The sequence below is a fragment of the Thioclava arctica genome (genome assembly GCF_040892615.1).
GTDB classification, from domain to species: Bacteria; Pseudomonadota; Alphaproteobacteria; order Rhodobacterales; family Rhodobacteraceae; genus Thioclava; species Thioclava arctica.
Window position 1 is genome coordinate 56,765 of the sequence record NZ_JBFRYC010000010.1, and the last position, 15,744, is coordinate 72,508.

A 15,744-nucleotide genomic window follows, 5' to 3' on the forward strand; every position below is an offset into this window, starting at 1 on the left:
TTGCTAGAAACCTCTGCAACACTTGTTTTCAGAGGTTTCTATGCGCCTTCTCCGCTTGTTTTTCACTTGCCTGTTTGCGCTCGGCCTTTCCCTGCCCGTCGCCGCGCAACAGCGCAGCGCAGATGAGATCGACAAGCTGCGCATGGATATTGCGGGGCGCCAGCGGCTGCTGAGCCAGCGAATGACCGCAGCGGCCTGCTTCCTCACCCTCGGCATCGACCGCGAAAGACAGATCCAAATTCTCACGCAATCGCTCGATCTGTTTCGTGTCTCTCTAGACCATCTGGAAACGGGCGCCCCGTCGATGGGATTGCCCCCGATCGATGGGGTGTTCGCACGCATCGCGCTGCATGAAAGCCGGATGATCTGGGGTCCCTATCGCAATCTGGCGACCCAGATCCGGGACCAGCGTAGCGCTGACAAAACAGACGCGCAGACCCTGCTTGGCCGACTTGTCCGGCTCGAACCGATCTTACTTGCCACCTCGCAATCGGTGGTGGGCGCGCTTGAACGCGCAAAAGCGCCTCAATCAGGTGCACATCTTGTGGAAATCAAACTTGCCGGGCGGCAACGCATGCTGTCGCAAGCCATCATCAAGGACATCTGCCTACTCGCCGCGACTCATGGCGCAAATGGCAGCGCCGAGGCACATATCAGCCAAATCCGGACGAAAACCGACTTGTTTGAGAAAACCGGATATGCCCTGCGCAGAGGAATTGCCACAGACACGCCCGATCCGCCCGCGCCCGACACGTTTGAGGCTTTGGTGCAGGCACATTACGCCTGGAGCGATCTGATTTATCTGCTGGAGCCCGCAGCCGCGGACACCTCGCTGTCAAACACAGCACTTTTCGACGTTGCGCATCTCTACGAAGACCTGCTGCCCCGCCTTGAAGAGGTCGTGTGGGCCTATGTGAATGGCTGATCAAGCACCGTAAACCGCCGCCCAGCGCTGCAAAAGTTGACTTTGCAATATCTTGGAGCGTCTGACCCAGTCGCGCTGACCGGGCGGGCGCTCTTGCCCCAGAGTGCGCCGACGTTGCGCCAGATCGGCGGTGAAAATCGCAAAGACCAACTCTGTCCCGTCTGGCGCCGTCATATAGCCCGCCAAAGTCGAAACGAAATCCAGCGTACCGGTCTTGGCATCCACCGCAAACGGCTGCGTTTTCATCGGTTTGCCGCTCGCATCGCGCAGCTTGAAAGGCTTCATCAAAACCCGCAGCCCCATTGGCGCGCCCAATACCCGCAGCGCCGTGACCATATCACCGGGCGCAATTTTCGCGTCGGCCCGCAGCCCCGAATGATCCGTGAACCGCGCCGAGCGGGTGCCCGTGCGCGCGCTCAACCAATTTGCCATCGCCTTGCCCGACGCCGCAAGCGAGCCCCCCGCACCCTGTCGCGCACTCGCTGTCAAACCCACGGCCTCGGCCGTCAGATTGGTTGAATATTTCATCATTGCGCGCAGCAGTGGCGACAGCGCGTCGCTCGCCTGCGTCACCAACACATCCCCGCCGGGCATAAGCGAAATACTTTGCGGTTGGGGCAGCGGCACCCCTTGGGCACGCGCAAGCGTCTGAAACACATCCCCCGTATAAGCAGCCGGGTCACGCACAGGCAACCAGCGACTGCCGCCACGCCCAAGCGCCTTCGAGGCAACGGTCCATTGCTCAATCCCACCTCGGTCGGAATAGGTAAACAGCGGCTTGGCCCGATCAACGATCGCTGCCTTGGCCGTGTAGGCGGGCGGCTGGGCGGTCTTGCCGCGCGCATCCATGCTCAGCGCCCAACCATTGCCCGCGCGTTTCCATTGGAAATGCACCCGGTTGTAGTTCAGCATCAGCCCCGAAAGCGCCGGATTATACCCCGCATAAATCGGCTGATCATCGGCAATCTCGCGCGTGTACGGCAAGGCTCCCGACCACGTCAAATACCGCCCTGACACGCCGCGCACGCCCTTCGCAGCCAGTTGCTGGGCCATCGCTGCCAGATCATCGGTACTCAGAGTCGGATCACCGCCCCCTGCCAAGATCAAATCGCCCTGAATGATCCCACCCACAATCGGACCGGTTGCAATCACATGCGTGCCAAATCGAAACTGCGACCCAAGGGTCTCTAGTGCATAAAGCGAGGTGATCGTCTTGAGCGCCGATGCGGGCGGCATGGCCTTGTTCGCACCACGGCTTTCAAGCACCTGCCCCGTGCGCAGATCCGCGAGCACAAACGCCACATCGCCGCTCAGCCCCGCGCCCCGGATCAGGGCTGCACTGGACGCCATCGCGGTTTGTGCGCGCAGACCCGATGGCAGCGCCATCACCGCCGTTCCCGCGAAAAGGCCTCTGATTACTCTTCGCCGTGACAGCTTAATCATGTTTTGATTCCCATACGCGCACCTGCCAAACCCTAGCGCAGGGCCAAGCGCAGCTTCAAGCAGGCATGGCGCTTATCTGCGCGGCCAAATGCCCTGCGCCCGGATCGCGCTGGAGGACAGCGGCGACATCGGTATGTTCACAAAAGACCACGCCGGGGTCTGCATATCGCCAAGCGCATGGGCGGCGCGGGCGGGCAGTTCGAACTGCGCATAAATGCGCGCCGCACGCGCGGTGCGTCCACGCATCCGCCAACCCGGGCGCGCCAGAATCCCCACCGGAACCCGATCCATGATGTCGCGCCAATGATCCCATTGATCAAACTGCACCAGATTATCCGCGCCCATCAGCCAGACAAAGCGCACACCCGGATAGATAGCTTGCAGATGCGCCAGCGTGTCGGCGGTAAAGCGCGTGCCAATTCGCGCCTCAATATCAGTAATCACGACGCGCGGGTCCTGTATGACCTGCGCGGCCTGAGCGATGCGTTGCGCCATCGGCGCTGGCCCGGCACGCTTGAGCGGATTGCCGGGGCTGATCATCCACCACACCTGATCCAGGCTAAAGCGTCGCAACGCCTCGCGGGTGATCAGCGCATGGCCGCTATGGGCGGGGTCAAACGACCCGCCCAGAATGCCAATGCGCATCCCCGGTCGTGCGATGGGAAACCCTTGTCTCATAGGCTGCCCTTAGCCGAACAAGACGGGCAAACGAAAGAGAAATCTGCGTTTGTCGCTGCAGAAGCGATCCGCTTGGCGCCTAAGTTTCGACCCCGTCTAACTCCCGATACATCAGACAACACCCTCGCCCAGCCTCTTTGGCGGCATAGGTCGCAGTATCTGCGTCGACAAGCATACGCTCCATCTCGGGCGGAGAATAATCGAGCGACATAACCACACCAAGCGAACCTGAAATCAGACACTCGCGCCCTTCGTGCCATTTCGGCTCTTGCAGACGATCTATGATCCGCGCCGCCAAGTGTTTGACCTGTTCTGGCGTCATCACGCCGCGTAAAAGCAGCAAAAATTCATCGCCACCCATCCGGCCAGCCAAATCGCCTGCGCGCATCTCCTCGTGCAATATCCGCGCAGCCGCGAGCAACACGTAGTCGCCCGCAGCATGGCCCAGCGTGTCATTGACCGATTTGAAATAGTCGAGATCAATCTGAATCAACGTGAACGGCGCGCCGCCTTGTGCCGCCCCGGCAATCGCTTGCGCCAAAGCTCCCTCCATCGCGCGTCGGTTGGCCAGACGTGTGAGCGGATCGGTCAAGGCCTGCGTTTCCGCCTGTTTGCGCGCAGCATCGAGACGCTCTGTAAGCGCGCGCAACTCTTGCATCACCAGCGATTTCGCCTCTTGCAGATAGAGCAATTCCATCGCCAGATCGGCGGGCGAAAAATCGCGCTCGGTCAGGGCAAATGTCGCAACAGCTTCCTGCAGATCAAATCCGAAACTGAGGTTGATCAACGTCCCATGCTTACCCGCAGGGCCAAGTGCAAAGGCCTCTCCGCGCAGGCCAATCGCTGGTTGGGATATCAAGGTCAGGTGCACCATGCGCTCATTGGCAATCGTTAGCAGCGAAGCGCCGCAATCCCCCACGCGCGTTTTGCCCCCCACAGCGGTACGATCACAGCCTTCAGCCTCGGCGCAGGGTTCAATCCGGTCTTGTCGACGCCCCACGCGAAAATGCCGGGAAAAGGGTTGATCCAGCAGCGCCTGACCACCCAGAACCTTGTGCAAGGTTGGCCCCATTGCACGGATCTTGCCTTGAAGATCCACCCAAAGAAACATTGGCAGCAGCGCGCCAAGCATGGGCAGACTCAGCCGAAATTCGTGTTCCGAACCAAAGAGTTTCGCGACAGCGTCCGAGGCCGCTTTGGCCGAAGTTGAGGGCACGGCATCACCTTCACAAGTGTGTGGCTGCAATTCGTTCACATCTCTGCTCCCGCTGCATCAGAGAGATCGAACGAGCGCCCACGCGCATAAGAAGAATCAAGCAGTCGCACCTCAAGGGCCTCCCCCTGCGCGCTCTCTTGCACAGTCTCGATCAAATCGATGAGCACAAGGGCTCCGTAGTCATCCGCCATCGCGCGCAAAACCCCGGCGAAAACTGCCCCCCAACCCGGCGACGCACCATGCACACTAAGCGAATAATGACCGTCCCCAAGGCCGTGCAGAGTGAGTTCTGGCAGCTTCAAATCCTCTAGCGCAAGCTGCGTTCGCCCCTGCAACTCATTGAGAGAGCGCAAAAAATCAACGTAATCTCGACCGCCATAGCGCAGCAACCTGCGCACGGATTCGCGGGTACTCAGATAGGTGCCAAGGTCTTCGAGCAGGTCAAACCGACGCCGCGCCAGAGTCTGACAGGCCGCATCAAGCAGCCTGTCGGTCAGGCCATCCTCATAGCTCAGCATCGGCTCAAACCCATCGGGCGAGACTTCGGCGCGACACGCGACGGCGCGCCAAATTTCCTCACCGAACGTGTCGGTCAGAAAATTCTGAATCGAGCGATTGACCAGTCCAAGCATAGCACCTCCGATGGCCCATGCTACGCACTCCAAGTTAAAAAAGCCCGAATAGATCTGAGGTTAGCGGAGCTGAGGCACCAAAGTCTTCCCGCCCGCCTGCAGCGCAGAAATCCCGCTTGGCACAATCTGGAACTGTCCCTGCGCAATCGCCGCAATCACCGCACCCATGGTACCATTCTTGCCAGAGATTGCGCGCAGCGCACCGCCATCAACCCAATGATCTTTCATGAGATAATAGAAACGCACGGGGGCGTAAGACCCATCGTCGCGCACCAGAATCGCCTCATTGCCGGGCAGATCAGGGCGCAGGTCGGCCATCACAAGGGCACAGCTTGGCTGCGCCTGCGTGCCGGGCGTGCATAGGGCTGACTGCGGCCATCCATTATCCTTGGCGATTGCCTGCAACAAAGCCTCGGGGATCGCCGGAGCACCGGGAGGCAGCGCAATCAGCGCACGCAAACCGGCAAGCTGCGCAGCCCCGACATCGGGCTGCGCGGCGCCGTTCAACGTCGCCACAGACGACAAAGCACGCGCCAGCGCCGGATCACCCGAAGCCCGCGTCCGCAGAGTCGCAATTCCGTTTTGCCCAGCCTTTCCCCAGTTTTGCGCCATCTCATAAAGGGGCAAATCCGTAGGCCGGATGGCCCCTGCCTCATAGCGCGCGATTTGGGATTTCGTCGCAATCCGATTGGCATCAATCAACGGCGTCAGCCACGCGACCGCCATTGCAAGCAAAGCTACAGCCATCGCGATATTGACCCGGCGCACCCGCGCCATCCAATTCCGCCCGCGCAGCACTGCAACGGCATATCCAATCCCATACCCCGCGATCAGAACAATCAGCACACTCTGTGCGACCCGCGCCGGAGTCCAGCCAAGATCGGAGATGGAGCGCCAGGCCGACCACGCGCTCACCGCTGCCAGCAGCGGCAAAATCAACGCAAGCCCCAGCGTCGAGAGCCGCAAGATCGGGGCGACGACGGCCTCAAAATCTTCTCGCTCAACCGCGACCGACACCAGCAAAATCGCGGCCAAAGAGATCGCGATCAAGGTAGTGGCATGTGAGAATCCAACGGCATCAATCGCCCCGGAATTCAGCACCAACCCCAGCAGGAACAGCACAACCACGACCATCACCACCGGCAGCAACAACCGCAACAGGCGCAGCAGCAAGAAGGGCGAGATCATCTCTTCCAGCTCGGTCACAACGGCTAGCCCCAGCCCCAGCACCGCCCCGGACAGGCCAAGCGCCAGCCAGTCCAGTCGGAAAATCTGGCGCAACAGGTCAATGCCAACGCTCTCCAGCAGTTGCGAGGACAGATACAGCAGCAGCCAAACCACGGCGAGAAACAACCAAGCCGCGCCGTAGCGCACCACGATATTCCACGCATGGGTAAACAGCGCAGGATAATCCGCCCACCGTGTGAGCCCTTGCTGCGCGACCACCATTGCAAAGGGCATCGGCACAGTGGCCAGCACAAACAGGGCCAACATCGAGAAATCCATCTGCCCCATCAGCGTTTCGCCAAAGACAAGTCCACCCGCCTGCCACCACCCCAACAGCGTGGCCGGGATCGCGATCAACACGGCGGCAAGCCCCGCCTTTCGCGCTCCGATCTCCCCCAGCATCGCCAGACCGGTCCCGAAAAACACCGTGCCCGCAATCGCGAGCGTGAAAATTCCGCGCGCCCCCAGCAGGCCAGTTGCAAAACCACCCTCTTGCAGGGCCCAGAAGAAGAGCCCCGCCAAAGCACCTAAAAGGATGTGCTGTAAACGACTATGCATCGCAGCCTCCTGTGTTGAGCCGCGCCAACCAATCGGGCAAAGCGCCAATATCGGCCAAGACCACATCGGCCTCTGGGGCCAGTTCGTCGTGCTTGGCCGGTCCGGTCAATACCGCCACCGCGCGCATCCCGGCCGCGCGTGCGGCGTGCAGATCATGCAGGCTGTCCCCCACCATCACCACCGTTGCCGGATCAAGCCCCAACTGATCCGCGAAGGCCAGCAGCGGACGCGGTGTCGGCTTGCCGCCATGCCCGCTATCATAACCGATAATCACGTCGAAAAGCGCGAGCACCCCGGCTTGACCGGCATGCGCGCGCGCGGTCCCCTCGGAATCATTGGTGCAAATCCCCAACCGCAGGCCCTGCGCGCGCAAATCGCTCAGGTAAGGGGCAAGCGGCACGGGGGCGACCAAAGGCACATCTTGAGCCGCCTGATCCAGCTGCACAATCAGCTCGGCGCGCTCACGCCCAGGCAAAAGCGGCAAAAGCAGATCCGCCGCCTGCGCCACAGTGCCCGCAATGATCGGTGAGGCAGGATCAAACCGCGCCTGCACAAGATCAAAGGCAATCGCATCGGCCAATTCGTTCAAATGAGCCTCGTCACGCGCCAGTTCAGCCAGCTGCGCGCACGCCCACACCCCCCAGGTCGCATCGAAATCAAAGAGGGTTCCATCCTTGTCAAACAGGATCGCCCGAACTTTCTGTGCGTTCATCGCCTTGCCCTCCCCGGCCCGCGGTCTGCTCAGACCATGGCCTGCCCAGTTTGCGCGCAGACTGCCCGCTTGGCTTGCTCAGGTCCAGTGCCGCTGATCACCGCGCCCCAAAACCATGCGCGCTCCGGGCAACTCTTCGGGGACCACCTCCAGATCAGCGGCGCAATCGAGCACCCACTGATCGTTGAGCAAGATATAATCGAGCACACCACACAGGAAATCGGGATCGCCCGCCTGGGCGCGCAGATCCTCCTGCGTCGCACCGGTATGGGCCAAAAACCCGTCGATCAGCGTTTCTTGCGACACCAACCAGCCCAGCGCGCGGATCGCAAGAACATGCGCGAATTCTTGCCCCATATTGAGCCCCCCTTGCTATTCGAAACGCTTTGTTAACTTATTGCTCTATATCTTCAAGTGACTGACGAACAGTCTTGGTTTGTAGCAGAGGAACCCATGGCGGGATCCATTCTCATCGTTGATGACGTGTCCACGAATCGCATCGTGCTCAAAGCGATGCTTTCGGGTGCGCGCTATACGACAAGTCAGGCGGCCTCCGGGGCACAGGCGCTCGCAGTCGCGGCCGCTGAACAACCCGGGCTGGTCCTGCTTGATGTAGATCTGCCCGATATGACCGGGATTGAGGTCATCACACGGCTGCGTGCCGACCCCGCGACGCGGCGTATCCCGGTCGTTGCCGTGACCACGCATACCACGCCCGAAATGCGCTTGGATCTTTTGCGCGCGGGGGCCAACGAAATTCTGGCCAAGCCGTTCAACGAATTGCTGATGCTCGCACGGTTGCGCAGCTTGCTGCGTGAACATGGCACAGATGCCGAATTCGCCCTGCGTGAGGCGACCTGCCGCGAACTTGGCTTTGCCGAGGCGCGCAACGAATACACCTCGCCCGCACGCGTTGCTATGATCGCCGCACAGCCTGAAATGGCGCTGCGCTGGAAAAACGCGCTCAGCCAACAGATGCCTGACGACATGATTGAGGTGCTCAGCCAGGAAAAGGCGCTCGCACGCGCAAGCAGCACTGCCGCGCCCGATATTTTCATGATCGAGGCAGATCTGGCACGACCGAGCGAAGGGTTACGACTGATGTCGGAATTGCGCTCGCGCTCTGAAACGCGCGATGCGGTGATTGTCATCGCCACCAGCCCCAGCGCCGTTGAATCGCAAGCCACCGCCCTTGATTTGGGCGCCAATGATCTTGCCTTCACCAATATTTCGTCGCCCTTTGCAGCGCAGGAAACCGCGCTGCGCCTGCACAGCCAATTGCGCCGCAAACGGGCGCTGGAACGGCAGCGCGAAACGCTGGATGAGGGGCTGCGACTGGCAATGGTCGACCCGCTCACCGACCTCTATAACCGCCGTTATGCCAGCACCCATCTGGCGCGGCTGGCCGAACATGCGCTGCGCACCAAGCGTCCCTTTGCGGTGATGCTGCTTGATCTCGATCGGTTCAAATCCGTCAACGACACCTTTGGCCATACCGCCGGAGATGAGGTGCTTACAGAGGTCGCCTCACGGCTGCGCACCAATCTGCGCGCGGTTGATCTGATCGCCCGGATCGGCGGCGAGGAGTTTTTGGTAGCGATGCCCGACGCCGCGCTGGAAGAGGCGCGCGCAGCGGCGGAACGCTTGCGCCAAGTGATCGAAAGCACCCCGGTGCAATTGCTTGACGGGCGCACTCTTTCGGTGACGATCTCCATCGGGTTGGCCATTGGCGGCACAACCCGCGACAACCCTCAGCTCTTGGTCGATCAGGCAGATACCGCCTTGCTGGGCGCCAAGGCGACCGGGCGCAATCAGGTCAGCGTGGCCCGGGCTGGCACTGCCGCCTGAGACGACGCGAAACGCCCGGTTTGCAAAACCGGGCGTTGATGTGTGAGTGAGTGGGCCTCAGTCAGGCGCGCCATTCGCAAGCGGCGCGCCTTGGCGCTCGCGCTTCTCATTGCGATCACGACGATTGTCCAAACGCTGCACATCCTGCTGCAAGCGCTGCGCGAATGCTTGACGCTGCTGCGCGGTCATCGCCTCAATGCGCTCAAAAATCAGCGTATCGCCAATCTGCACCCGGGCAGCCGTGCGGGACTGGTGGCGGGCGAGAATTTTCTCGACCTCGTCACGATTCCACGGCGTGATCGCCAGCGCGTCGATCAGCGCAATCATATCGGCACGCGACTGACGCCGCATATCGCGAAACTCACTGCCACGCTTCTGCGCCGATTTGCGCAGCGCATCGCGGTCTTCCTTGCTCAGCGCCTCGGTGAAGGCCCCAAGCGTCACATCGCGCACCACCGCGCGCGGCGGATGGCGCTGATGTCCCATGATGCCGCCCACAATCACCCCGACAATCAGCAGGTTAAGCGTGACCGACCCGATCAACGCCCAGCGCAGCCCGCGGCAATTTCCAGCCCCCGTCACGGCCATCAAAACCCTCCATCATCCACAAAAGCGAGCGTCTCGCTCACTGGCATCAAGTTGACTGTGCCGAGATTTTCGCTGCCTTGCCAGTAGCTTGAGGTCAGCGTCCCCATTTGATCCGCGCCGACAAAGCCAATCCAAAGCCCCGCCAAACCGGCCGTGACCAGCCCGCCCATCGCGCCCCAGCCGCCAAAGACCGAACGCAGCGCCTGCAAGACGCCCAAACCACGCGCACGCTCTTGGCGCGGCAATTGGGCAGCGGCTGCGGGCAGATCAAAACCGGCTTGCACCTCCAAGGCGCTCTCCATCACCCGCGCTAGAAAGGCAGGGTTCGGGTCACCGATTTCGTCTTTGGCCTGCGCCAATAGCGCATCCACCAGCGCGTCTTCGTGACGTTGCATTGTCTCGCGATCCAATTTCTTGTCAGTCATCGCCAAACCCCAATTCTTCGCGCCGCCCAGCCAGCAGCTTTGCCAAAGCGCGTTTCGCACGCGCTGTCAGACTTTCTACGGCTTCAACCCCGGTTTCCATCGCTTCCGCGATCTCGGGATTGGACAAACCGTCAATATGTCGCAGCGTCACCGCAAGCCGCTGGCGTTCCGGCAGTTCTGCCAAAGCCGCGTCCAGCGCCGCCATCCGGTCGCGGCGCATCATCTCATCCAGCACCGAGGGGCTGTCATCGGCGACCTCCGGAGCGTCGTCGAGACTGCTTCCGCGCCGCTTGCGTAGCCGATCTGTCGCCAGATTGCTAACCACCCGGTAGAGCCAGGTTGAAACCTTGGCCTCCCCGGTGCGCCACTCTGGTGCGATTTTCCACAGCCGCAACAACGCCTCTTGGGCGACGTCCTCGGCCTCGGCCCCGTCGCGCAACATCCGCATCGCCAAACGATAGGCCAACGGCCCCAGCCGAAGCGTCAAAGCACGCGCGGCCGCCGGGTCACCCTCGGCGTACAGCTCCAGCAGAGCTTCGTCGGACCTGTCATTCATCGCATCAAGCGCCATATCTCTTCCGCCAAACGCCTAGCGCGGATTTCGTGGTCGCGCAATCGAGGCAAAACACCGGGAGCGCGCTTGGCGCTCCCGGCGATTGGTCCCCGCAAAACGGATCAGTTGTTACCGTCGGGTTGCTGCCAAGGCTTGCCATCAGGGCCATTTTTCGGGCCATTACCGTCACGGTCGCCCATCTTGCCATGTCCCCCCATCTTGCCGTGTTGGCCCATCTTGCCGTGTTGGCCCATCTTGCCGTGGCCACCGCGCTCGTGCTTGCCGCTGTGCTTGCGATCATCGCCCATACGCTGGCGCATCATCTTGCGCGCCGCCTGCAATTCATCTGCGCTCAGCACGCCGTCATTGTTGCGATCAATACGCTGGAACATCTGCATCGGCAGCGGGCGCTCGATCAACTCTGCGGCTGACAATTCCCCGTCACCATTGACATCTTGGGCGGCAAACCGTTGCGCCACACGCGCCTCGATCCGGGTTTTTTCCTTGGCCAGCTCAAAATTGACCAACTCATCCTTCGAGATCATACCGTCGCCATTGGCATCCAGGGCCTTGGCATCCGCCGCCCGTTTGGCTTGGATCTCTTCCAGCGAGATCGCGCCATCGCCATTGGTATCCACCTCGTTCATGGCAAAGCCAAAGAAACCGCCATCTTTCATCATCGGGCGTTTCCCAGCTTTGGGCGGGGTTGCGGGCGTTGCGGCCTGTGCCTGATCCGTGGTCGTCGCTTGATCTTGCGCGATTGCGGGCAAGGTGAATGCAAGGCTGGTGCCTGCCAAAAGGGCTGCGATGATGGTTTTTCTGCTCATAAGTTTCATTGCTTACTCTCCATTTGGATCGGTTTGACGGCGTATTTCTTGCCGTCGATGCAAGACAAACGCGCCATTCACACGCTTCCGTCGCCCAATCGCGCGCCATCACGCAGCCGTGAACGTTTAGCGAGGCTTCCCAAGCGCGCCGATCAGCGCCATATTGGGTCACGCAGCCTGCAGGAGAATGCTGGGCGGGAGAGTTGGTATGTATGAGGATGACTTTGTTGACGACCGCCCGATCGGGCGCGCGATGCTGCGCGGGCTGGCATGTCGCTGTCCGGCATGCGGCAAGGGTCGTGTCCTAAGTGGCTATCTGAAGGTGCGCGACACCTGTCCAAAGTGCCATGAAGACCTGTCGCATCAACGCGCCGATGACGGGCCGGCCTATCTGACGATCCTGATCGTGGGGCATTTGATGCTGCCGCTGATGGCCGCCGCCTTTATTGCCTACCGTCCGGAACCTTGGCAAATGATCGCACTTTTCGGCACAGCCACGATTGTGCTGTCGCTGGTGTTATTGCCGCGCATGAAGGGGCTGATGGTGGCCATCCAGTGGTCGCGCCGGATGCATGGTTTTGGCGAAAGCGAGATTGTGCATGACTGACGCCACCCTCGCGCCGCCGCTCGACAAAACAGCGCTGCGCGACGCTGCAAGTGTGATCGTTTTGCGCCGTGAGGCCGACAGCCCCGCGCGCGTCTTGATGGGGCAGCGGGGCGCAGGCGCGGCCTTTATGCCCTCAAAATATGTATTTCCCGGCGGAGCGTTGGATCATGGCGATTGGGCAGTGCCACTGGCCGCGCCCTTGCCTGAAACCGATGCGAGCCGCCTTGAGGCCGACGCGCCTGACGGCATCGCCCCTGCCTTGGCCGCTGCCGCCCTGCGTGAGTTGTGGGAAGAAACCGGCATGATCCTTGGCCAGCGCGCGCCTTGGCCCGCCGACGTACCCTCCGACTGGCAAGGCTTCGCCGATCTCGGATTTCTCCCCTCAGCCGCCGATCTGCGTTTCGTGTTTCGCGCGATTACGCCTCCGGGCCGTCCGCGCCGCTTTGATGCACGGTTCTTTCTGGTGGATGCGGGCGCGATCTGGGGTGACCCTGATGATTTCTCACGCGCCTGCGATGAGCTGTCTCATCTGCATTGGGTGCCGCTTACCGAGGCGCGCGCGCTCAACCTGCCCTTCATCACCGAGGTGGTGCTGGCCGAAATCTCGGCCCTTTTGCAAACCGATCACGCGATCGCAACGCCTGCCAGCGTGCCGTTTTTCGACAATCGCGGTCCTGCGTCAGAGTTTCGCCGGATCGGCGCCTAGCGCGTTCCCGCCAGCACGATCACCACCAGCGAGCCCACGACAAGCGCGATTCCAAACCCCTCGCGCCGATGCAGCCGTTCGTGAAACACCAACACCGAGACGAGCAACGTGAACACGATTTCCACCTGCCCAAGCGCGCGCACATAAGCCACGTTTTGCAACGAAAATGCGGTAAACCACCCCGCAGAGCCCAGCACTCCGGCAATTCCCACCAGCACCGTGCGCCGCCAAGCGCCCAGAACGCGGCGCAATTCTCCGGGTTCACGCAGCCGTAAATACAGCCCCATGCCAATGCTTTGCGCGAAAGTGGCGCAGGCCAGCGCGATGATCGCGCGGGCAAAAAACTCCAGCGGGTGTAGCTCGAGCGTGGCACCGCGATAGCAGATCGAGGACAGCCCAAACAGCGCCCCCGCGCCCACACCATAGGCCGCCGCGCGCAGATTGATCCGTGCCACACCGGGCTGCTTGGTCAGCAACAGCACGCCCACCATCCCGATCAGGATACCAAGCCAGCCCAGCGGCCCCACCCATTCGCCCAGAAGGACTGCGGAAAATAGCGCGACCTGCACCGTCTCAGTCTTGGTAAAGGCCACCCCGACCGCAAAATTGCGCATCGAAAACAGCGCCACAGTCAGGAAGGTGGCCGCCACCTGTGCTGCGCCGCCTGCCAGGATGAAACCCCAAAACGCGGCACTCAGATGCGGCCAAGGCGTGCCGGTCAGACCAAGGAAGCTTACGGCAACCAGCGCCGCAAGCGGAAAGCCAAACAGAAACCGCGAAAACGTGGCCCCGCCCACCGAAAGCTGTGCCCCTGCCAGCAGCTTTTGCAGCATGAACCGGAACGTTTGCACCGCTGCGGCAAACAGCGTCACCCAGACCCACAGATGCGCGGGCGCTGCGGTCATGGGGTGATTTTCGCCAGATCATAGCCGTTAAAATCAAACACCTCGCGCGCCGCTTTCAACAGATCGGGCCGCGCGGGGGATTGGCGCGACAAGATCATGCCCCAGCGCCCCGAGGGTGTGCCGAGCGCCGCGATCCGATAGTCCTGATCGACCCACATCACGAAAATCGGCTCCCCTCCGAACCCGGTGCGCGCCGCCAGACGCCCGCCCGGCCCCGTCAGCACAACGCGCTCATCTACCGTTTGGGCGCTGAGGGCGCAGGCCGTACCGGTGACGTGATAGGCGCCCACGCCGTCCCACGCCCAGTTTTGCTGACCCGAACAGCCGGGCACGCCGCTGGCAACCACCTGCCACGTGCCGCCAAATCGTGCGCTGTCAAACAGCGACGCAGATGAGATCAGCGCTTTGGGGTCGCGCAGGCTTGTCGAGGGCTCGGGCGCGCACCCTGCCAGCGCGGCCACGCCGATCAAAACCCATATCAGTTGACGCATGTTTTCATCGGATAGCCCGCCTCGGTTATGACCTCATTGCAGCCCAAAAGCGGCGTCACGGGCGCGCAGGTGCCAGAGCGCGCAAGACACGCCCCCTCGCACTCGCTTGCAGAGTGACAGGATTTACCACTGTCGCGCGTCTCATGCTGACAGAGAAAACCGCTTTGATATTGCGCCCAAGTCCCGCCCTTGGCCACGCAGTTGAACTTTTCGGCGTCCTGTTTTTCTTGCCCCACAAGCGGCAGTTGCGCGCTGGTGTCAGATCCGCCCAAACCATCAAATGGCTTGCAGCCCGCCAAAGCGAGCCCCACGGCCATGATCATGATCGCCGCGCGCATCAGTAGGGCATCGGCAGGTCGTGGTGCAGCACCGCGATTTTGTCGAGCAGCTCTTTGGGCAGCGTCAGATCAGCAGCATCCAGATTTGGCCCAAGCTGTGCCAGCGAAGTCGATCCGATGATCGGGATCGACGGGAACGGGCGGCTCATCACCCAGGCAATCGCCATCGTGATCGGGTTCAGCCCGGCCTCTTGCGCAAGCGCCACATAGGCATCGGCAATGTTGAAGGCGCGCGGATTGGCGCGCCCGCCGAGATTGTGGTTCAACGCACGACGGGTGCCTTCAGGCGTGGTATCGCCGGAATATTTTCCGCTCAGAATACCGGCGGCAAGGGGCGAATAGGCCAGCAGCGTGACCTGTTCCTGTTGGCCCAATTCCCCCAGATCAAGATCGTAATAGCGACACATCAGCGAATATTCGTTCTGGATCGACTCCATCCGCGGCCCCTTGCCTGCCGCGGCTAATGCCAGCCATTGCGCGGTGCCCCAAGCGGTCTCGTTCGACAGGCCAACCGCGCGAATTTTGCCCTCATTGACCAGATCGTTCAGCGTGGCCAGACAGGCCTCCATATCGTTCAGAACAGCCTCTTTCGAGGGCTGCTTTGAGGGATCAAAGCGCCATGATTTACGGAAGTGATACGAGCCGCGATTGGGCCAATGCAGCTGATAAAGATCAATATAGTCGCTTTGCAGCCGTTTCAGCGAGCTATCCACCGCCTGACGGATCCGTTCGGGCGAGATCGCAGGCCCGCCCGGGACCGCATTGCTGCCCTCACCGGTGATCTTGGTCGCAATCACCAGATCGTCGCGCTTGCCGCGCTTTGCCAGATAGGCGCCGATGATCGTCTCGGTATCGCCCGCCGTCTCGGCGCGCACCGGATTGACCGGATACATCTCGGCGGTGTCGATGAAATTCACCCCCCGCTCCAGTGCCATGTCGATCTGAGCATGCCCTTCGGCTTGCGAATTCTGAGTGCCCCAGGTCATTGACCCGAGACAGATTTCCGACACCATGATTCCGCTGCGGCCCAGTTCCAGCTTGCGCATTCGCACGTCCCTTCTGTTC

At 61.4% G+C, this 15,744-nt stretch carries 19 protein-coding genes; 4 read left to right on the forward strand and 15 right to left on the reverse strand.

The window, feature by feature from the left end:
* Window positions 1–40 precede the first annotated feature (40 nt).
* Window positions 41–925 carry a type IV pili methyl-accepting chemotaxis transducer N-terminal domain-containing protein gene (locus tag AB4874_RS14925; RefSeq protein ID WP_368392573.1) on the forward strand — a complete coding sequence of 295 codons (885 nt, stop codon included), beginning with the start codon at window positions 41–43 and terminating at the stop codon, window positions 923–925.
* Here the strand turns inward: AB4874_RS14925 and dacB are convergent, their stop codons facing one another.
* The 7 genes from dacB to AB4874_RS14960 form a co-directional block, all read right to left on the reverse strand.
* Window positions 926–2,311 (reverse strand): D-alanyl-D-alanine carboxypeptidase/D-alanyl-D-alanine endopeptidase, encoded by a 1,386-nt coding sequence (gene dacB / locus AB4874_RS14930; protein WP_368392574.1) that lies wholly within the window; start codon window positions 2,309–2,311, stop codon window positions 926–928.
* Between the two features lie 129 nt (window positions 2,312–2,440).
* The gene (locus AB4874_RS14935) at window positions 2,441–3,046 is read right to left on the reverse strand and encodes a nicotinate-nucleotide adenylyltransferase (RefSeq protein ID WP_368392575.1); all 606 of its coding nucleotides are present in this window, start codon (window positions 3,044–3,046) and stop codon (window positions 2,441–2,443) included.
* A 79-nt stretch (window positions 3,047–3,125) separates the two neighbouring features.
* Window positions 3,126–4,301: a GGDEF domain-containing protein gene (locus AB4874_RS14940; protein ID WP_368392576.1), complete on the reverse strand. Its 1,176-nt coding sequence runs from the start codon at window positions 4,299–4,301 to the stop codon at window positions 3,126–3,128.
* Window positions 4,298–4,894, reverse strand: a complete 597-nt coding sequence (locus AB4874_RS14945) for a heme NO-binding domain-containing protein (RefSeq protein ID WP_368392577.1) — start codon at window positions 4,892–4,894, stop codon at window positions 4,298–4,300. The genes AB4874_RS14940 and AB4874_RS14945 overlap by 4 nt, the downstream gene beginning before the upstream one ends.
* A gap of 60 nt (window positions 4,895–4,954) precedes the next feature.
* Window positions 4,955–6,679: a hypothetical protein gene (locus AB4874_RS14950; RefSeq protein WP_368392578.1), complete on the reverse strand. Its 1,725-nt coding sequence runs from the start codon at window positions 6,677–6,679 to the stop codon at window positions 4,955–4,957.
* A complete protein-coding gene (locus AB4874_RS14955) occupies window positions 6,672–7,391 on the reverse strand; it encodes an HAD family hydrolase (protein WP_368392579.1) in 720 nt (239 codons plus the stop codon). Before AB4874_RS14955 ends, AB4874_RS14950 begins: the two co-directional genes overlap by 8 nt.
* A 78-nt stretch (window positions 7,392–7,469) precedes the next feature.
* Window positions 7,470–7,748, reverse strand: coding sequence for a DUF3572 domain-containing protein (locus AB4874_RS14960; protein ID WP_295537070.1), 279 nt, complete (start codon window positions 7,746–7,748; stop codon window positions 7,470–7,472).
* Between the two features lie 96 nt (window positions 7,749–7,844).
* Here AB4874_RS14960 and AB4874_RS14965 point away from each other — a divergent pair, with 96 nt between their 5' ends.
* Window positions 7,845–9,239, forward strand: a complete 1,395-nt coding sequence (locus AB4874_RS14965; protein WP_295537068.1) for a diguanylate cyclase — start codon at window positions 7,845–7,847, stop codon at window positions 9,237–9,239.
* 57 nt (window positions 9,240–9,296) lie between these two features.
* On the opposite strand, the gene AB4874_RS14970 is transcribed toward AB4874_RS14965, so the two are convergent.
* The 4 genes from AB4874_RS14970 to AB4874_RS14985 all read right to left on the reverse strand — a co-directional run bounded on the left by AB4874_RS14970 (window position 9,297) and on the right by AB4874_RS14985 (window position 11,641).
* Window positions 9,297–9,827 carry a periplasmic heavy metal sensor gene (locus AB4874_RS14970; RefSeq protein ID WP_368392580.1) on the reverse strand — a complete coding sequence of 177 codons (531 nt, stop codon included), beginning with the start codon at window positions 9,825–9,827 and terminating at the stop codon, window positions 9,297–9,299.
* On the reverse strand, window positions 9,827–10,252 hold the full coding sequence (locus AB4874_RS14975) for a hypothetical protein (protein ID WP_368392581.1): 426 nt from the start codon (window positions 10,250–10,252) through the stop codon (window positions 9,827–9,829). Before AB4874_RS14975 ends, AB4874_RS14970 begins: the two co-directional genes overlap by 1 nt.
* Entirely contained in the window at window positions 10,245–10,823 is a 579-nt protein-coding gene (locus tag AB4874_RS14980) for an RNA polymerase sigma factor (RefSeq protein WP_368392582.1), read from the reverse strand. Before AB4874_RS14980 ends, AB4874_RS14975 begins: the two co-directional genes overlap by 8 nt.
* A gap of 104 nt (window positions 10,824–10,927) precedes the next feature.
* Window positions 10,928–11,641, reverse strand: a complete 714-nt coding sequence (locus tag AB4874_RS14985; RefSeq protein ID WP_368392583.1) for an EF-hand domain-containing protein — start codon at window positions 11,639–11,641, stop codon at window positions 10,928–10,930.
* Window positions 11,642–11,840: 199 nt separating this feature from the next.
* On the opposite strand from AB4874_RS14985, the gene AB4874_RS14990 reads away from it, so the two are divergent.
* Both AB4874_RS14990 and AB4874_RS14995 read left to right on the forward strand, forming a co-directional pair.
* Window positions 11,841–12,239 (forward strand): DUF983 domain-containing protein, encoded by a 399-nt coding sequence (locus AB4874_RS14990; protein WP_295537060.1) that lies wholly within the window; start codon window positions 11,841–11,843, stop codon window positions 12,237–12,239.
* Window positions 12,232–12,945, forward strand: coding sequence for an NUDIX hydrolase (locus tag AB4874_RS14995; RefSeq protein ID WP_368392584.1), 714 nt, complete (start codon window positions 12,232–12,234; stop codon window positions 12,943–12,945). Before AB4874_RS14990 ends, AB4874_RS14995 begins: the two co-directional genes overlap by 8 nt.
* Here the strand turns inward: AB4874_RS14995 and AB4874_RS15000 are convergent.
* From AB4874_RS15000 to AB4874_RS15015, 4 genes are read right to left on the reverse strand one after another with little or no spacing between them, the layout of a single operon-like run.
* A complete protein-coding gene (locus AB4874_RS15000) occupies window positions 12,942–13,850 on the reverse strand; it encodes an EamA family transporter (protein WP_368392585.1) in 909 nt (302 codons plus the stop codon). The genes AB4874_RS14995 and AB4874_RS15000 overlap by 4 nt on opposite strands.
* A complete protein-coding gene (locus AB4874_RS15005) occupies window positions 13,847–14,341 on the reverse strand; it encodes a lipocalin (RefSeq protein ID WP_368392586.1) in 495 nt (164 codons plus the stop codon). The genes AB4874_RS15000 and AB4874_RS15005 overlap by 4 nt, the downstream gene beginning before the upstream one ends.
* A complete protein-coding gene (locus AB4874_RS15010; protein ID WP_368392587.1) occupies window positions 14,329–14,679 on the reverse strand; it encodes a hypothetical protein in 351 nt (116 codons plus the stop codon). Before AB4874_RS15010 ends, AB4874_RS15005 begins: the two co-directional genes overlap by 13 nt.
* On the reverse strand, window positions 14,679–15,725 hold the full coding sequence (locus tag AB4874_RS15015) for an aldo/keto reductase (RefSeq protein ID WP_368392588.1): 1,047 nt from the start codon (window positions 15,723–15,725) through the stop codon (window positions 14,679–14,681). The genes AB4874_RS15010 and AB4874_RS15015 overlap by 1 nt, the downstream gene beginning before the upstream one ends.
* Window positions 15,726–15,744 lie beyond the last annotated feature (19 nt).